The organism is Oleidesulfovibrio vietnamensis, assembly GCF_055388115.1.
In genome coordinates this window covers 1,121,807-1,139,764 of record NZ_AP042419.1, presented here as the reverse complement: position 1 = coordinate 1,139,764, position 17,958 = coordinate 1,121,807, and the positions used below count along the sequence as shown (strand labels likewise).

Here is a 17,958-nt window from a genome sequence, read left to right as displayed (position 1 = left end):
ATCACCGTACTTAATTGCAGGCGGATTCAACGGGGCACCGCGCACAGCCGCCCTGCTGCATCAGGGAGAATACTCAAGGCCATGACTGTCCCGCGCTGCCGGCGTTTTTTTCTCACCCTTTCCGGGCTTGCCGCATGGGCCGTTCTGTGCCTGTGCACTACGCTGCTGCAGGCGCAGCCTGTCCGGGCATCGGGCCTGCAGCCGGTTACGCTGCAACTGCACTGGACGCATGAATTCGAGTTTGCCGGTTTTTATGTTGCCAAAGAAAAAGGCTTTTATGCGGAACGCGGACTGGATGTGACCATAATACCCGGCGGGCCGGGCATAGTGCCGGTGCAGGAGGTGCTGCGCGGCAAGGCCCAGTACGGCATAGGTGCCGCCGAAGTGCTGCTGGCAAGGCTGCGCGGTGCACCGCTGGTCATGCTGGCCGCAGTGTTTCAGCACTCTGCCCGCTGTATTCTCACACGGGCGGATTCCGGCATCTACACCCCTCAGGACCTTGTGGGCAGAGTCTTTGAAATGGGCAGGCTGGAAAGCGACGCCGAAACCTATGCCATGCTGCATAACGAAGGCATCGACATCAGCCAGCTGACCCACGTGGATTCGACATTCAATCCCCAGCTGCTGCTGGACGGCAAGGTTGACGCCATTTCGGCATATTCTTTCAGCCAGCCTTTTTTTCTGCGCGAGCGGGGCATTCCCTACCGGCTCATCCGGCCCATCCAGTATGGTATCGATTTCTACGGCAATTCCATTTTTTCTTCAGAAAACGAAGTGCGCAGGCACCCCGAACGCACAGAGGCATTCATAGAAGCCAGCATGAAAGGCTGGGCCTACGCCTTTGACCATGTGGACGAAGCCGTGGACATCATTCTGAACAAATACAGCGATCACCCCTTTGCCCACTCGCGCGAGCATCTGCTGTTCGAAGCGGAAGAAAGCCGCAAACTGGTTATGCCGCATCTGGTCGATCTGGGGCACATGAATCCCGGCCGCTGGAAACACATGGCCGACACGCTGGTACAGCTGGGGCTGGCTGACGCCGATTATACGCTGAAAGGCTTTCTTCATGATCCTGATCTGTCGTCCAGCCTGCTCGCCCACTGGGGTGTGCGGGCCGGCATAGGCATTCTGGCGGGAGCCGTAGGACTGTGCCTTGTTCTGCTGCGCTTCAACCGCAGGCTTACCGCGGAAATCGCCTCACGCCGCAAAGCCGAGGAACGGACGCTGAGAAGCGAACAACGGCTTTCGCTGGCGTTGTGGGCGGGCAATCTGGGCTGGTGGGACTGGGACCTGAAATCCGACCATGTATCGCTGGACAGAACAGCCCACACCATGCTGGGCGGCAGCGACACCCCGCTGCAGACGGCCCTGGAATCCATGGCCGGCAACCGCTCTCTTACAGGTGCCATGCCCTTTGTACATACGCTGCGCAACATGCAGCAAAACGACACCCGCACCTTTGAAGAAGAAATGCAGCTTGATACAGGCGGAAAAAAACGCTGGGTGCTGTGCCGGGGACAGATGATCAACAGTTCCGGCCGCGCCGCCGGTGTTCTCATGGACATCAGCAAACTGAAGTCATACCAGCAGGAACTGGAACAGATGACCATGACCGACTATCTGACGGGACTCTTCAACCGCAGGCATTTCTTCCGTCAGCTGGAAACACATCTGGAGCAGTACAAACGCAGGCAGTACAATCTCTGCGTGGCGCTGCTAGACCTTGACCACTTCAAGCGGATAAATGACACATACGGACACATGGCCGGCGACTCAGTCATCCGCGAGTTTGCCCTCCTGCTGAAGGAATCGCTGAGGCCGTACGATGTCGTTGCCCGCTTCGGGGGCGAAGAATTCATCATCCTGCTGCTGGACAGCGGACGGGAAGAAGCGCTGGGCATTCTGGACAGGCTGCTGAAAAAAGTTTCGGGACACACCTTTGACGCCGAAGGACATCATCTGAGGGTCACCTTCAGCGGCGGAATTGCCGAAGCCGACGAGCTGCCCGCCTCGGAACTGACCCCGAAGCGCATCGTGGCCGCCGCCGACCAGCGGCTGTATCTGGCCAAAACAGCAGGCCGCAACACCATCCGCATCCGCTAGCCGCCGCTGCGTCTTTTACGCCGTCATGGTGATATCCGTGGTTACCTGCGGCATACTCACGCACTTTTAATTCAGTACTTGCCAGAAAGCGGGCCGCATATACTATGGAAACCATGCCCTGCGCCTGTGCCGCAGACCGGCATATGCAAACGCAACGCGGCACCCGCCGCAACAAGGAGAACAGCATGTACGCCATAGCCATCAACGGCAGTCCCCGCAAAGGCGGCAATACGGAAACCCTGCTGCGCCAGACTCTGGCCCCGCTGGAAAAAGCAGGATGGGAAACGGAACTTGTCCGCGTGGGCGGCAAACCGGTACGGGGCTGCATAGCCTGCTACAAGTGTTTTGAAAATAAAGACGGGCGGTGTTCCGTCACGACCGACCTGTTCAATGATCTGGCGGAAAAAATTTTCCGCGCCGACGCAATCATCATGGGGTCGCCCACATACTTTGCCGACGTCTCATCCGAAATGAAGGCCGTTCTCGACAGAACAGGTCTTGTCTCCATTGCCAACGGACACCTGCTGCGCGGCAAGATAGGGGCCGCTGTGGTAGCTGTGCGCAGAGGCGGCGGCATCCACGTTTTTGACAGCATCAACCACATGTTCATGATGTCGCAGATGATCATTCCCGGTTCCGTATACTGGAATCTGGGCTACGGCCTGCACAAAGGCGAAGTCTCCGGCGATGCCGAAGGCATGGGTAACATGGATCATCTGGGCAGGACCATTGACTGGCTCGGACGGGCCACCGCACCGGTGCGCGGCGAGTATCCTGTCGCTTCCGGCCCCGGCGAGGGCGAAGCCTAGCCTCCGTCAAGGTAAAGACATGAAAAGGCGGGCAGCCGTGCTGCCCGCCTCTTATCTACCGGTAATAAAATTACGGCTCAATGCGGGTTCCCAGTACCTCCAGAAACTTGCGCATCCATTCGGGGTGGGCAGGCCACGCAGGCGCAGTGACAACATGCCCGCTGACGCAGGCGTTTGAAGCGGTGTCGTTCACCTCGCACCATGTGGCGCCCGCCGCCTCCACGTCAGGCTTTACCGCGGGATAAGCCGTGCAGGTGTGCCCCTGCAGCACGCCTGCGGTCACCAGCACCTGCTGTCCGTGGCACACGGCTGCTATGGGCTTGCGGGCCTTGTCAAACTGCCGCACAATCTCAATAACCCGGGCGTTGAGCCGGATATATTCCGGTGCACGGCCGCCGGGAACAACCAGCGCGTCATAGTGCGCCACATCAACGCTGTCAAAATCGCAGTTCAGCATAAAGTTGTGTCCGGGCTTTTCCGTATAGGTCTGGTCGCCTTCAAAATCGTGCACCGCGGTTTTCACCGTTTCACCGGCTTTTTTACCGGGGCACACGGCGTGCACGGTATGCCCGACCATACCCAGCATCTGAAAAGGCACCATAGCCTCATAGTCTTCCACAAAATCACCCACCAGCATCAGAATACGTTTTTCAGCCATTTTACTCTCCTTGCGGGATAAATCCGCCCCGCCGCTGCCCGCAGGCAGCATGGCGGAACAGGTAATGAACACAGCCGCCGCAGTGACGGCGGCAACGTAGCCGACATTGCAGATGCTCTGCCATAGCACATAATACGGCGCGATGTACAACCGTGCATGCACCGGATAAAAGCCCTGCATTGCCTGCCGGCGGCTGTTAGGCTAGCGTGTGTCCGGCACAGAACATATACCGCGGCACCTGCCGCGCAGGAGCAATATCCATGACCGCACACAAAACCGCACTGCTGCTGACCCTGTGCGCCGCACTGCTGCTGACGGCATGCGGCGGGCGCGAAGAACCGGAACTGCCGCGCTTCAACCCCATGGGCATGAGCGGTACCCATTCGCAGGACGCGGAAAAATGGTATGCCATGGCCCATGTGCTGTGGAAGGACAATACCTGCAGCGACCCCGAAAAAGCAGTGGAATACCTGAACAAGGCGCTGGAGGCCGAGCCTGACTATGCCGAAGCGCTTCTGCGGCGGGGGCTTGCCTACAGCGAACAGAAACGGTGGGAAAAAGCCTTTGACGACATGACACAGGCCGTACGGCTGAAGCCTTCTGCCGAAAGCTATACATGGCGCGGTCTTGTAATGCTGCGCATGGGCAACGCCATAGGCGCGGTGCGCGACACAACGCGCGCGCTGGAATATGACACCGCGTATAATCAGGCATGGAACATCAGAGGCGGCGCAAAACTGGTGCTGGGAGACGCCGCCGGAGCATGCAGCGACTTTGAAAACGGATGCTCCACGGGCGACTGCACAGGGCTTGAGTCGGCCCGCAGACAGAACATATGCCCCTGAAAAAAAGTAGATGCCGGCAGCACGAACGTGCACGCGCACCAGCAGGGCACAGCATGCAGCCGCATCTGCCGCATGAAGCACACAGCATGGCAGGTACAGTCGGCATACTGTACCTGCGCACCATATACTGCACTGTCTCTGTATATCTTGAACACACGGCTGCTACATGATATGCCGATAGTGTCCGGCTGCACCTGACGTCCGCGGGGGAACGGCCGCAACCGGAAATTCATCCCGACAGGCCGCCGCACAGTCATGGGGACGGGAGGCGGTGAAGTCTGGCGGGAGCGGGGGAAGGTATCAACAGGTCCGCCGTGCAGCACGGAACGGGAAAACGCATTGCGTTTATCTGCGCCGCCGTGCTGCTTATCGCCATTACAGCATCGCTGGGAGCTGCTCTTTTTCTGCGCCTTGCCGGAATACCGGAAAGCGGGGCACTTTTTGCTTTGCTGCCGCCGTTGGCCGGTGGTTGTGCCGCAACTCTGTGCGGTATCGCCGCATGGCTGCAGATGCGCGCCGCGTGGACAAAGCAGCTGCGCGAACACGCGCGCACAGCAGCCCAGCTCAGTTCGCTGGAAGAAAACCACCATCAGCTGCGCAGACGCCTTGCAGAAGCGGAGCGTGAGCGCGCCCACCTGCGCAAGCAGGCGGACAGCGCCCTTTCCGACATTGCCTCGCGCCGCGGAGAAGCAAAATTTCAGGCCACCTTTCACGCCACGCCGGATCCCATAATGGTGGTCAATCTGCACACCGGGCTGGTGCTGGACGTCAACGAAAGCCTGCAGCGCCTGCTTGCCCGCGACTGGGGGCAGCTGCTGGGCGAATCTCTGGACAGTCTGCTGGAATGGGGCAACGGTGCGCGCAACAGGTTTGAACTGATGCTGGAGCGCGAAGGCAGTGTGAGCAACCTGCCCGCCGTCATGCACGACGGCGGCGGCACACCTCACCATGTGCTCATCTCCGCCCGCCATGTCCAGCTGGAGGGGTTTTCCTGCGCCATCGCCATTGCCCGTGACATAAGCGACCATCACCGGCTGCAGGAACAGCTGGCGGAAAAAACATCCCTGCTGGAAAACGTTCTCGCGCACATTCCCTACCATGTCTTCTGGAAAGACAGAAACAGCAGGTATCTGGGAGCCAACGAACTGTATGCCCGCAACCTGTTCAACGCTTCTGTCAACGACATACTGGGGCTCACCGACACCGATCTGGGCATGTCCGCCGTCCTCGGCGGCGCCATACTGCGCGAAGAACAGGAAGTGCTGGACACAGGCCGTCCGGTTATCAATGCCGAACGCACCATTCCGCTGCATGACGGCAGAACAGTCATAGGGCTGGTGAGCAAAGTGCCTCTGTTGGATGCCAACGGACAACCGCAGGGCGTATTGGGTATTTCGGCCGACATAACCAACCTGAGAGCATACGAACGGCAGCTGCACGCCCTGCTGGACGGACTGCCCGACATGGCTTGGATCAAGGACGCAGGCAGTGTGTATCTGGCCGTCAATCAGGCCTTTGCCGATTTTCTGCACCGCGACCCGCTGGATGTTCCCGGCAGGACAGACGAAGACCTGTGGCCGGGCGAACTTGCCGCCAACCAGCGGCAGAGCGATGCCGACGCCATGACAAGGCTGGCCGACCTGCGATACGACCAGTGGCTTGCCGGTGCCGGAGGGGTCTCCATCTGGGCCGATATCATCAAACGTCCCATCATGGAAAAAGACGCTTCGGGCAACACCGTGGCCGTGGGTACGGTGGGTATCGCCCGCGATATCTCACAGCGGCGCGCTCAGGAAAGCCGCATCCGCATGCTGTCGGAAGCGCTGGAACAGAGTTCCGTGGCCGTGGTGGTCACCGACCCTGCCGGAAACACCGTGCACCTGAACCCGCGTTACGAAGAAATAACCGGCTTTACGCTGCACGAACTGCAGGGCAGGCCGCTGCCGCTGCTGGCCGACCCTGAAAGCTCGGCACCGGTATGGGAGGCGCTGCACAAAGGTGAGCGCTGGCGGCAGGAGATAAAAAGCCCGCGCAAGGACGGCGATGACCGCTGGCTGTCTGTTTCCGTTGCTCCCGTGGTGGACAACGACGGACATCCGGCCAACATAGTTCTGGTGCTGGAAGACATCACGGAACAAAAACGCAGCGAAGAGCATATCCGGCATCTGGCCATGCACGACGGCCTGACGGGACTGCCCAACAGACGGCTTTTCATGGACAGACTGCGCCGTTCCGTTGCCATGAGCAAAAGAAACGGGGTCCGTTTCGCCGTTCTGTTCATCGACCTTAATGATTTTAAAGAGATAAATGACACTCTGGGCCATGAAGCAGGCGACCATGTGTTGCGCACCGTAGCTGAAAGACTGCGCCAGAGTCTGCGCGAGGTGGACACATGCGCACGGATCGGCGGAGACGAATTCATCGTTCTGCTGCACGATATCCGCAGTAACGAAGATCTGGCGCACGCATCCGAACGGGTTTCCGCCGCCATCAGCACCCCCATAAACCTGAACGGCACCGTGCGCGTTGTTTCAGGCTCCATCGGCATTGCCGTCTGCCCCGACGACGCCACCGACGTGGACCAGATTATCAGCCACGCCGACCACGCCATGTACCGCTGCAAACGCAACCGCAGATACGACAGTGCCCCGCGCTGAGCGCCGGTGACGGACCGCTCAATTCACTCCGGCGTGCTGCCGTTATGCGGCAGCCCCACGGTAAAACAGCTGCCTCTGCCCGGCGCCGATGTCACCGTCATGGTGCCTTTATGATTTCGGGTGATGATAAAATAAGAAACGGACAACCCCAGCCCCGTGCCCGCGCCCGGTGCCTTGGTTGTGAAAAACGGCTCGAACACGCGCAGGGTCACATCTTCCGGCATACCCGGTCCGTTATCCTCCACGTCCACATACACGTAGCGCTCCGCTTTGCGTATCCGCACCGTTATCACCGGTTCATGGCACAACAGCACCCGTTTTGTACCGGAACCGGCAATGGTGCCCACGGCATAAAACGACTGGGCCGCATTACGCAGCAGGTTCAGCAGCACCTGCTCCACCTCGGTTTTATTACAGGCGATAAGCGGTACGGGCTCGTACAGCCGGACCAGCTTTATTCTTTTGAAGTCGTAATGTTTTTTCAGATCGTAGTCAGCTTCTGCCAGTGAAATGACACTGTCCATCATGGCGTGCAGATCGCACGAAGAGCGCGACATATCCGACTTGCGGGAAAAGGTGAGCATATTGCGGACAATATCTGCCGCCCGCATGGAGGCTTCACGCATTCCTTCAAGAATACGGTATATTTTCCGCTCGCGCATGTATGCATCCATGGCATGCAGATCGCACCCCAGCGCGGCCGCCACAGTGCTGTTACGGTCAACCGCAGGATCAAGACGGCGAAACACATTTTGCAGCCCCTGCACAACAGCACCCAGAGGGTTGTTGATTTCGTGAGCCATACCTGCAGCAAGACCGCCGACGGAAAGCATCTTTTCCGCCTGCACCATGGTCTGTTCCATCAGCACTTTGTCCGAAACATCGTCAATGCGGATGACAGCGCCCTGATCATGTCCCGTGGACAACGGATACACTGTCACATCCTCATAAACAACCCTTCCGCCGGGCAGCGTCCGCGGCACCTTAGACTCGGCCATGGGGCGCTGTTCGGCCATGCTGTAGCGCACCATCGAACGCAGCGAAGCCACATGCGGCAGCATGGCCTCCACCGGACGGCCCATGGCCTCGCGTGCAGATGTTCCGGTCATCCGTTCGGCCTCTCTGTTCCACTGGATGACCCTGCCCGCGGCATCAACCGCAGCCAGCACCGAAGGCATGGAATCCACCACATTGGTCAGCAGCCCGCGCAGCATGCGCGATTCATTCTCTGCCTCCAGCAGCGCAGTAATATCGCGTGCCTCCACAACCACATGGATAATACGTCCGGCATCGTCACGCACCGGTTTGAAAGAGCAGTCGAAAAACAGCTGCCCCGATGGCAGCCGCACAGGATACAGCCGGCGCACGCTGACACCCGCCGATGCACTGCTTACATCCGATTCGGCATTGCGCGCCATTTCCGGCATATTGCGCAGCCACGGAGCATCACTCAGACGCTGGCCGCGCAGGTCGTCAAAAGAGATGGCAAATTCGGAAAGCAGACTCTGGTTGGCGCGCAGGATAAGACCTTCGGGAGAAAGGACAACCACATGCTGCATGGACTGCTCAAAGACCACGCGGAAGCGTTCCTCGCTCTCGCGCAGCGAACGTTCGGCCCTGAACCCCGCTGTCACATCACGGGCCACCATGATTACCTGCCCCGGATCGCCCTCCGCCGACGGCATGGGCGAAAACGAGGCTTCGAGCACCAGTTCGGCTCCGTCCGCCTGCTGCACATGCAGCGTCAGGCGTTTGGAACGCCCCCCCTTGCTGCTTGCCAGCAACGCGGCTTCCACACGGGGGCCCAGCTGCGCCGCCAGATCAATGCTGCCGCCCTCCTCCGGTCCCGGCCCCAGCAGACGGCGCGCGGCAGAATTCAGATGCGTGACGGCAAGAGGCGGGCCTGTCCGCAGCAGCAGCATGGCATCGCTGGCGTGGTCAACCATGCGCCGGAACACATCCAGCTCAGCAATCTTGCGCCTCAGTTCAGGATAATAACTCTTGCGCAGCGACTTTTCGCCCAACCCTATCAGGCTGCTCACCGCATCACGGTACTGCAGGTCTTCCTGCGGCGCAGAAGACCCTCCGGACGCTGCATCTGCCGCTCCGGAAGAAATAGCCTGTCCGGCACGGAGCGGGTGCTCACCCCCCTGACTGTCCGGCGGAAGATCGGGCTGTTTTTTTCTGGAATCCTGCATCATGCCGCACCCTTGATTTCATTTTCAAAACGCTTCCAGATACAATGCTTCCACTTCCTGCAGCGTAAACCTGCGGGGGTTGGTCAGCATGCAGGCATCGTGCATGGCATTGCGTGCCAGCGAGGGGATATCTTCACGCTTCATGCCCATGGTGCCCAGCGTTGCCGTCACTCCGGCCCTGCGCCGCATATCGAGCAGCCTGTCATGTAAAAAATCACCCAGTGCATCCGCACCGGACGGCGCACCGGCAAACCCCAGTTCCTGCACAATATCGGCGCAGCGGGCGGGAACAACCTGACAGTTTGCCCGCACCACATGGGGCATCAGAATGGCGTTGCACTCTCCGTGCGGCATGTCCAGCAGCCCCCCCAGACCGTGCGCCATGGCGTGAACCGCCCCCAGTATGGCATTGGAAAATGCAAACCCCGCATACATGGATGCCAGCATCATATTTTCCCGCGCGGCCATGTCCTGCGGGTTGTCGAGCACGTTCTGCAGATTGGCACCGATAAGCCGCATGGCGCGCAATGCAAAAAGATCAGTCATGGGCGAGCTTACCGTGGAACAATAGGCCTCCACCGCATGGCACAAGGCATCAAGGCCGGTGGATGCGGTGAGCCGCGGCGGCATGGAAAGAGTGGTGGAAGGATCGACAAGCGCCAGATCAGGCACAGCGGATTTGCTGACAATGGCTATTTTCAACCTGCGTCGCGCGTCATTGATAATGGCGAACTGAGATACATCGGCACTAGTGCCCGCCGTGGTGGGAATACAGATGAGCGGCGGCGCGGGCACCTCAACTTTATCCACGCCTTCGTATTCCAGCACGTCTCTGCCGCCGGAAACCATCAGTCCTATCCCTTTGGCGCAGTCCATGGGGCTGCCGCCGCCCACAGCCACAATGCCGTCACACCCTGCCGCGCGGTACACGGCAACCCCTTGGCGCACCTCGGTATCGCGGGGATTGGCGGAAATATCGCTGAATACAGTGGAGCTAACTCCGTGAGCCTGCAAAGCATCCACTACGCTGCCGCTCCATCCCGCCGACGCCACACCGGCATCGGTAACCACAAGGCAGTGCGTCAGGTTGAAGTTGACGGCATACTGACCCACCAGACGGAGCGCTCCGGCACCGAAGACCACTTCGGGCACAATCAGCTTGCGCAAAGCATACAAAGAATCATCCACCATCCGAAGGCTCCCCGAGGTTAGCAGTGGAGACGTAAAAATATACTTCTTCCACTATTACGCATCGCAGAGACAAATACAAGCAGGTTCAGCACATCCGCAATGCGCCTGTCTTCCTGCACCCGCGTACAACGCATTCTGCAGTTCCGCACACTATATTCCCTGCCGCGCAGTTCTTTCCATCCGGAACCAATGGTTATTCCATGTGCCTTATACCATCAGCAGAGCAATGGGGCCGCGGGGCTTAACAAACTGTATGAAATAATGTACGGCAGTATCTGCCGGAGACACAGTATTATCGCGCAGTGCCATCCGCACTCACAACACCGGTATTACCGGACATACCATTTTTATCCATAATCCATTGATAACCAAAATACTGCACGCACTCATAGCTGTTCTGTTTGTATTCCCTGCCGCCGGCCTGCATGCCCAGGAAACACCGGCAACACGCACCGTCACGGCCGGAAAAGGCCTGCAAGCCTATCGCGAGACGGACGGACGGGCTTTTATTTCCATACTAGTAGGAGAATATCCGCCGTATGTGTATGAAGATACAGACGGCAACTGGACAGGTATCGAGATGGACATAGCCAGAGCCGTTGCCGGACGCGCGGACATTACGCTTGTGCCTGTCATCCAGACTAACTGGCGGCGCAATCTGTACCACGCGGAACGCGGTTTGGTCGGCCTTATCCCTTCGCTTCCCGACACCCGGAACAGCCATGCGCATTACCACCTGCTGTTCAGGACGGTTTCTCTGGGAACCGTGCTCATGATGGACAAAGACGCTCCGCCGTTTTCACCTGCCAGTCTGGCCGACCTGACCGCCGGAAACCGCATCTGGGGCTATCAGGAAGGAGTGTTCTACGGGCCGGAACTGAATGAGGCCCTTGCCGGAGATCTGCTGTTCGCAGGACATTTCGAGCCTGTCGCAGGATTCGGCCTGAACAGAAAGAAACTGCGCGGAGGCAGAATACACGGCTATCTTGATATCGGAGGCCGCTGCGGTATTCCGAAACATACCAAACGCATTCCGCTGCCTTTTGTCAGTAATGCGGACTGGTATCTGGCCGCATCGGACGCTGTGCCCGAACATTTGCGCCGGCGCATGCGCACCGCCGCACAACAGCTTGAACAGGAAGGCGAACTGGAGCGCATACGGAAAACCGACTACTGCAAGCGCATGCGCTCCGCAGCCGCCGCGCAGCATATTCCCTGAACCCCGCGGTCTGCCGTACTCCGCCGCGCACACCGCCGCAGCCTGCCGCCTGAAAGAGAGCTTGCCTCACGCTGCATAATGTGGCAGACACCCACTCTTCCCTGACTATCAGACGCCGCCGCATTCCGCGCGGGCGTATAACAAAAACCGGCACCCGCACGCAGATGTGCTGCCGGGCTTCAGACGTTGCTTCATGAAAACCATACAATTCTGCCTGCGCCGCCTGCCTGTGGCAGCTGCCGCCCTGTTTCTGGCCATCGCCGCGTTCATGGCGGCACGCCCCCTGCATCTTCCCGCCGCCACAACCGGTTCCACGTCCGGCCATGTGCGCACGGTCGTCACCGGTAACACAGCCCCCGCAGTCAACACTGTCGGATACACCCGCTGACCGGCATCCGCCTGTCAGCAATTTCCGGCCCGCGACGGCTCATTCTGTACAACAGACAGTCTGCAGCCCGCGCCGGAAAGCCCCGGCTGTTTCTGCGCCCCGGCCCGCCGCCGGTCCACACCTGCATAACGCCCCCTTCCGCCGCCCCTGCAGCCGGACAGACACTGACAACGGCGGAGTACAGCCGGAGGTGTTCTGTTCTGTCATAACCAGCAGAAGCACACGCAGACAGCCGGCGTAAACAAAAGCCATCACAACGGCACCGCAAAACATGCAGATTCCGGCACACTGCGCAGTCCAGTCTTTCAATCCCCGCCACCAGTCCGCTGAAAATGCGCCGCCCCGCGGCAAAATATAGTACCGCATGCGCGCTTCTGTTCTGCGCCGCAACAAAACCCGCGGACGGCAATGTCACACGGGGCTTCCGCCTGCTGCCTACAGCCCCCGTATCATCACCCCTGCGGGTATGACACGGGGTATTCCGTATGATAAAGCCTGTAAACCAGCACGGGGCGCCCTGTTTCCACAGCCATATCCTCTGCCGTCCGCAGCGCCTGCGCCCCCGCCTGTTCGGTCCATTCTTCACGCGAGCCGTCCGGCCAGCCTCCCAGCACAAGCCATTCCCCGCCACGGCCCCGCCTGTACGCTCCATACAGCGCATCCGCCGTTGGCAATCCCCCTTCTTTCATTCCGTCGCAGTCTGCCTGCACATGCCCCATAAATCCTCCTGTTCGCAGCCGGTGTGCACACCCGATGTGCACAGTTATCCAAACAAAAAAAGCATCGCACAAAAAGTGCAATGCCTTCCAGAGATACCGGCAAACCGGCCCGCGGGACACTTCCTTTGTGCGGGAAGGAGCGGAACGCGGTGACGGCAGAAAAAGACCGCAAAAAAACCTATGCGTGCCTGCGCACTACAACTCCTTGCCTGCCCATATCACGCGTCCGATGACTGTCCAGTCACAGGAAACGTCCTGCGGGTCAATTTCGATGTCCTGATAGGCAAGGTCGCGGTTATCACCGCGGAAAAGCAGCCTGCCCGGAGTACGGGCAAACCGTTTGATATAAATTTCGTCCTGCACACGGACAACATACACTTTATCTTCCACAAGATATGTGTCGCCTTCATTGACAAGTACATCATCGCCGTTGTGCAGCGTCGGTTCCATGGACCTTCCCATGACTTCCATAAGCCGCAGCGATGATGTGTCGTGCGTTTTGCTGAGCAGCCAGTCAAGCCGGAAGGCATGGCGCTCGACGTTCTCGGCCCCTGTCTGCAAAGACCCGCCCCCGGCACTGGGCCGCGCATCTGCCTTGGACACAAAGACAAACTCGTCCAGCACTCCGCGCAGGTCAGGCATATCGGAAAAATCGTGCAACGGATGCACCGCATGCGCAGCTGCGCCCGTGGCGCCAAAGGCGGCCCTGCGGCCATACTCCGTGCCGTCGTTTTCGTGCACACCCAGACCGGCAGCAGATTCACGGCCATCGGCGGCAGGAAATTCCGGCACGGGAGATTCGGACGGAGCACAGCGCATGAGCACACCGGAAAGGCGGTTCAGATTGCTCCGGCTGGGAAACCGCTCACCGTTTTTCCATGCATATACGGTCCGGCGGCTCACACCGGCGGCAACGGCGACTTCACGCACTCCGCCCAGCCTGCTTATGGCGTGCTCCACATACTCCTGCATACGCAGTTCCGATTCAGAAAAATCCGTGGCTTTCATGGGTGTGTTTATACCACATTTTGTGGAAATGTAAAGTGCCTTGACGTCAATGTGCGAAACTCACTTGACGATTCTGTGCACTTTATGAAATATCTGTTCACACATGACGGCGTGCCCGCACATAACACCATGCGCCGGCACAAAACGGCAGGGTCCTGCGGAAAGACAGAAACACAGGGGCCCCCGCCACAAGACTTCAGAGGGACAATGATGACTACCAATCCTTACCAGACCATGACCTGCGTACGCTGCGCGCAATGCGGCAGACCGTTTCATGTTTCTGTGCGCAAACTGCGTGAAGGCATGATGCTGTGCGCCGGATGCATGGATACACGGTCCCGGTGCAACACCGAACCCATGGTACAGATAGAGCAGGGAGAACACAGCCGGTTGCTGCGCCTGTATTATGCCGTGTTCGAGCATGAATGCGCGCGCACGCCCGCAACGGAAACCGCATGCCGCAAGGCATTTGACGACTGCAACCGTTTTTTTGAAGGAGGCAGCCCATGCCGGTTGTAACCTGCCGGCACTGCGGCAAGGAATTTTCCGTGCCGCAGGCCAGAATACGTGCAGGAAGAGGCAAGTACTGCTCGCGCCGCTGTTCCGACGCCGCGCGTACAGTGCCCAGAGAAATCGCCTGCGCATGGTGCGGCAAGTCTGTCCGCCCCACCCACGCCGGTCAGATGTACTGCTCGCGCTCGTGCGGCGCTCACGCACAGGCTGCACGGGCTCGTAAGGGAGAAAAGCGCACATGTGCACAATGCGGCCGGGCATTTTCTCCTGCCAGCAACAAGGAACGGTTCTGCTCTGCCCGCTGCAGGCGCGATAATGACCTGCAGCAGGCCGCCACGAGAGGATACGGGCTGTTTGAAGATCCGTGGGCTTCGGGCGACGTGCAGCCCGACCGTTACGGCAAGGACCTGTACCGCATGCCCGACATGGGGCTGGGATTTTAGCGGGCTGCCGCAGGGCTGCCCGCACCGCGTCTGCCGCGCACCTGCGGAAAGAGCGGTCCGCACGCGGGCGCAGACGCACACGAAAAGGAAAGGTGAAATCCGCAGTAAGCCCGCTCCGCAAAGCTCTACCGCGGCATGATGCCGGAGCTAAGCGGCACCATGACCAGACCGGCCGCCGGCCGGACTGACGCTGCCCCGTACGGATACAGGCAGGGCCGCGCGCCCCGCCGAACCGGCCGGCAAACACCACCCTGCAGCATGCAGGTTGCCGCCCCGCACAATTATTCCGCACGCTGCACCGTCAGTATCATCCGACAACATCATGCAACCGGGGAAGAAAATGGCTATTGTGAACAGAGTTTTTTTGCTGGGCACCGTAATCGTGTGGCCCAGAAGACGTCAGGAACGGGAATTGGGATGCGGGGCTGTGACCGCTCTGAAAATAAGCACAGCGCAGGACGGACTGCACGCCGCGCACACCGTGTTTGCGCCCGGCAAACTGGGCGACTGGTGCATGCGCATGCTCACTCCGGGCAGTGTCGTCCACATTGAAGGTGAGCTGTTCTCTCTCTGCGGGCAGCAGGCGGGGTCACTGATCAGGGCTTTTGCCGTGCAGCTGGTTTCCACAGAAAACAAAGATGAGGCCCCGTGCGGGCAACAGGCTCTTTTCCGGCAACCCTTCTGCCTGCACCCTGCAGCTGCCTCGCTGCATTAGGAGCCGCCATGCGTTGCTACACCCCCCGCCACTTCCGTATTGAAGAACTGGTGCCTCCGCAGATGGCTGCCCACCCCCGCGCCGCTGTGCGCCGCAACCTGCTCATGCTTTTTGATATGGACGCGCTGCGCACGCTGGACCTGCTGCGCCGCCGCTACGGGCCTGTAACGGTCAATACATGGCATGCCGGAGGCAACCGCACACTTTCGGGCTGGCGCCCGTGGGACTGCGCCACCGGTGCGGCACTGTCGCAGCACAAATACGGGCGGGCCTTCGACTGCCTGTTCCGCGACGCCACGCCTCAGGAGGTCCGCCACGATCTGCTTTTGCGGCCGGACGACGAGGAGTTCCGCGCCATCAGACGCATAGAGGCCTTTAAGGGAATGAACTGGTTTCATTTTGACACCGGCAACCATGACCGGCAAGGCCACGGCATTGCCGTGGTAAGGGGGAACACGCACTAATGTGGCCAGAATCGGAAATCCGCACGGCAACAGACCCGTACGAAGCACAGGCGGCAGAGAATACGCACCACCTTTGTCACGGCGCAACCGCCCCCCCTGCAAACCAGCTGTACGGGGCAGCTACCTTCCTGCCCCCACCATACGGATATATTCCGCAGTATGCACCCCACGACGAACCGGCCCGTCCGCTGGTGCTGGTGGGGCTGACTGCCATATGCAACGCGGTGGGAGCGGGAGAGAAAACAGTCAAGCGATGGATACGCAACGACAACTTTCCTGCCCGGCGCTGCACTGACGGCACCTACAGGGCCGATCCGGAGGCCATACGCCGGTGGTTTGCCCCGCCGCCGTCCGGCCGGGCCTGATACGCCCCCGCACTCCGTCACGGATGCAAAAAGGCGGCTTCGGGACCATAGTTTACGCGGAACCGCAGCATATTGCGGTTCCGCCAGTTTCTGCCGCCACATACCGCCGCTTTTTGCCGCACACAGCATCACACAGGGCCGCTGCCATGCTCCAGAGCATCACGCAGCACCGTCTGCAGCAGTCTGTGGCGTTCCTGTGCCGCCACATTTCTGTCGCGTTCCTCTTCGCGTATGCACCACAGCAGCTCGTTGCCGTGCGCTACGACATCAGCCAGACCGCGGGGCACGGCGCTGCCCGCTTCCTGCCACGCCTTTGCCGCCAGCACGGCCTGTACCGCATGCTCCGCCGTATAGGCCGCCACCTCCGGCAGCTCTGTATTCAACACGGCAGCAACCTGCTGCTCCTGCTGCAAAATTTCCAGCAACGCAGACAGGGCGCGGGCAAATGCCGGAGAAACCGGCCAGCTTTCCATAAGCGTGCGCAGCTCTTCCAAGGCCTGTTGCTCCTGACGGCCGGCAGTACGCAGAGCAGCGCGAAAACGCGGAGCCAGCAGTTTCACCTTCTGCGGCGCCGTCTGCATGGACTGCCGCAATTCAGCCGCCAGCCTTGCGGGTGCCTCACGCCGTGCCGCCGCTGCGGAAGACAATGCGCGGAACGCCAGATTCAACGCTTCTGCCGCATAAGGTGAACCGTTCACAAGGCGGCGCACCTCGCGCCCTGTTCTCCACAGACGCAAAGGAATTCCGGGATCCGCATCCTGCATCCAGCGTTCCGGTTCGCGCATAAGACGCAGCCGCAAAGCGCCAAGCATTCCGTCAACAGCAAAAAGGCGCTGCTGTAATTCGTGCAGCAAAACAGCATCGCCGGATGCTGCCTGCCCGACCGCGACAAACACACCGTCAGCCAGACGGATATCAGCGGCATTTGCCGCCAGCAGAGACGCGATCCGGCGCTGCAGGCTGATATGCAGCAACGTGCGCAGACCATACCGGCGTACCATTCCGGCAAACAGCCTGTCTGCAGCACTGCCGCCCGGCACGAAGGCATGGCGGGTAAGACGCACAAGGCGCCGTGTGTTTGCGGCAGCTTCATCCAGCAATTCAGCAGCGGCAGCGGCAGAAAGAACTCCGCCGTCAACCGGCGGACCGCCGAAACCCGCGGCAACACGCCGGAGTACTCCGCCCGTACGGGCGTACAGCGCCGAAGACAGCTCGACACTGCGGTATTCAGGCGGCAGCAGCCTGACCAGTTGCGCAGCGGAGCCCGCTGCGCCGTACACCGCGGAGTATATCCGCCGCTCTTGCGCAGACAACGGACGGCCCTGTACCGGCGCGGACGGCTCATCCAGATATACGGAGGACACGGGCAAAGGATCTGCACCCCGCAGGGCAGCAGCAAAAACCCGCGTCACCAGCGCGTCGAAATCAGCAGCACGGCTTACTGCCACGCCGGTTGCATCATCTCCGGCAGAGCAGCCTTCCGGTGCGGCGTGCTGTGGCACAAACATGTCCGCAGAAAGGGATACGGCGGCCCCGCCGGACGGCGACGCCGTGCAGCCGGCAATGGCCCCCAGACAGACAGCAAGCCACGCCGCAAGAATAACGGAAGAATAAACAGGACGGACCAAAGGCGGCGACACGGCGGCTCCCGGTTGCAGAA

Annotated in this window: 17 protein-coding genes; 11 read left to right on the top strand and 6 right to left on the bottom strand. The window is 60.0% G+C overall.

Annotated elements, in window-relative coordinates; translation table 11 throughout:
- Nucleotides 1-81 precede the first annotated feature (81 nt).
- Nucleotides 82-2,106, top strand: a complete 2,025-nt coding sequence (locus tag ACZ5D1_RS04855; protein ID WP_464556098.1) for a diguanylate cyclase — start codon at nt 82-84, stop codon at nt 2,104-2,106.
- A 185-nt stretch (nt 2,107-2,291) separates the two neighbouring features.
- Entirely contained in the window at nt 2,292-2,915 is a 624-nt protein-coding gene (locus ACZ5D1_RS04850; protein ID WP_464556531.1) for a flavodoxin family protein, read from the top strand.
- A 70-nt stretch (nt 2,916-2,985) separates the two neighbouring features.
- Here the strand turns inward: ACZ5D1_RS04850 and ACZ5D1_RS04845 are convergent, their stop codons facing one another.
- Nucleotides 2,986-3,573: a DJ-1/PfpI family protein gene (locus ACZ5D1_RS04845; protein WP_027181914.1), complete on the bottom strand. Its 588-nt coding sequence runs from the start codon at nt 3,571-3,573 to the stop codon at nt 2,986-2,988.
- Between the two features lie 260 nt (nt 3,574-3,833).
- Between ACZ5D1_RS04845 and ACZ5D1_RS04840 the strand changes: the two genes are divergently transcribed.
- Both ACZ5D1_RS04840 and ACZ5D1_RS04835 read left to right on the top strand, forming a co-directional pair.
- Entirely contained in the window at nt 3,834-4,418 is a 585-nt protein-coding gene (locus ACZ5D1_RS04840; RefSeq protein ID WP_011367189.1) for a tetratricopeptide repeat protein, read from the top strand.
- Between the two features lie 314 nt (nt 4,419-4,732).
- Nucleotides 4,733-7,075 (top strand): sensor domain-containing protein, encoded by a 2,343-nt coding sequence (locus ACZ5D1_RS04835; protein WP_464556096.1) that lies wholly within the window; start codon nt 4,733-4,735, stop codon nt 7,073-7,075.
- 23 nt (nt 7,076-7,098) lie between these two features.
- Here the strand turns inward: ACZ5D1_RS04835 and ACZ5D1_RS04830 are convergent, their stop codons facing one another.
- Both ACZ5D1_RS04830 and ercA read right to left on the bottom strand, forming a co-directional pair.
- On the bottom strand, nt 7,099-9,276 hold the full coding sequence (locus ACZ5D1_RS04830) for a PAS domain-containing sensor histidine kinase (RefSeq protein ID WP_464556094.1): 2,178 nt from the start codon (nt 9,274-9,276) through the stop codon (nt 7,099-7,101).
- 21 nt (nt 9,277-9,297) lie between these two features.
- On the bottom strand, nt 9,298-10,464 hold the full coding sequence (gene ercA, locus ACZ5D1_RS04825) for an alcohol dehydrogenase-like regulatory protein ErcA (protein WP_464556092.1): 1,167 nt from the start codon (nt 10,462-10,464) through the stop codon (nt 9,298-9,300).
- A gap of 361 nt (nt 10,465-10,825) precedes the next feature.
- Here ercA and ACZ5D1_RS04820 point away from each other — a divergent pair, with 361 nt between their 5' ends.
- Both ACZ5D1_RS04820 and ACZ5D1_RS04815 read left to right on the top strand, forming a co-directional pair.
- On the top strand, nt 10,826-11,683 hold the full coding sequence (locus ACZ5D1_RS04820; RefSeq protein ID WP_027181912.1) for a transporter substrate-binding domain-containing protein: 858 nt from the start codon (nt 10,826-10,828) through the stop codon (nt 11,681-11,683).
- Nucleotides 11,684-11,876: 193 nt separating this feature from the next.
- Entirely contained in the window at nt 11,877-12,071 is a 195-nt protein-coding gene (locus ACZ5D1_RS04815) for a hypothetical protein (protein ID WP_464556091.1), read from the top strand.
- A 452-nt stretch (nt 12,072-12,523) separates the two neighbouring features.
- On the opposite strand, the gene ACZ5D1_RS04810 is transcribed toward ACZ5D1_RS04815, so the two are convergent.
- The gene (locus ACZ5D1_RS04810; protein WP_464556089.1) at nt 12,524-12,790 is read right to left on the bottom strand and encodes a hypothetical protein; all 267 of its coding nucleotides are present in this window, start codon (nt 12,788-12,790) and stop codon (nt 12,524-12,526) included.
- Nucleotides 12,791-12,985: 195 nt separating this feature from the next.
- Complete coding sequence (locus tag ACZ5D1_RS04805; RefSeq protein ID WP_027181908.1) at nt 12,986-13,798, bottom strand: XRE family transcriptional regulator; 813 nt, start codon at nt 13,796-13,798, stop codon at nt 12,986-12,988.
- Between the two features lie 207 nt (nt 13,799-14,005).
- On the opposite strand from ACZ5D1_RS04805, the gene ACZ5D1_RS04800 reads away from it, so the two are divergent.
- The 5 genes from ACZ5D1_RS04800 to ACZ5D1_RS04780 all read left to right on the top strand — a co-directional run bounded on the left by ACZ5D1_RS04800 (nt 14,006) and on the right by ACZ5D1_RS04780 (nt 16,298).
- Nucleotides 14,006-14,317, top strand: a complete 312-nt coding sequence (locus tag ACZ5D1_RS04800) for a hypothetical protein (RefSeq protein ID WP_148204115.1) — start codon at nt 14,006-14,008, stop codon at nt 14,315-14,317.
- Complete coding sequence (locus ACZ5D1_RS04795; RefSeq protein ID WP_011367179.1) at nt 14,305-14,754, top strand: hypothetical protein; 450 nt, start codon at nt 14,305-14,307, stop codon at nt 14,752-14,754. The genes ACZ5D1_RS04800 and ACZ5D1_RS04795 overlap by 13 nt, the downstream gene beginning before the upstream one ends.
- Nucleotides 14,755-15,094: 340 nt before the next feature.
- Nucleotides 15,095-15,469, top strand: coding sequence for a hypothetical protein (locus ACZ5D1_RS04790; RefSeq protein ID WP_011367178.1), 375 nt, complete (start codon nt 15,095-15,097; stop codon nt 15,467-15,469).
- A gap of 8 nt (nt 15,470-15,477) precedes the next feature.
- Nucleotides 15,478-15,933 (top strand): peptidase M15, encoded by a 456-nt coding sequence (locus ACZ5D1_RS04785; RefSeq protein WP_464556088.1) that lies wholly within the window; start codon nt 15,478-15,480, stop codon nt 15,931-15,933.
- Complete coding sequence (locus ACZ5D1_RS04780; protein WP_464556086.1) at nt 15,933-16,298, top strand: hypothetical protein; 366 nt, start codon at nt 15,933-15,935, stop codon at nt 16,296-16,298. The genes ACZ5D1_RS04785 and ACZ5D1_RS04780 overlap by 1 nt, the downstream gene beginning before the upstream one ends.
- A gap of 128 nt (nt 16,299-16,426) precedes the next feature.
- Here ACZ5D1_RS04780 and ACZ5D1_RS04775 read toward each other — a convergent pair whose 3' ends face one another.
- Nucleotides 16,427-17,938 carry a hypothetical protein gene (locus tag ACZ5D1_RS04775; RefSeq protein WP_464556084.1) on the bottom strand — a complete coding sequence of 504 codons (1,512 nt, stop codon included), beginning with the start codon at nt 17,936-17,938 and terminating at the stop codon, nt 16,427-16,429.
- Between the last annotated feature and the right edge of the window lie 20 nt (nt 17,939-17,958).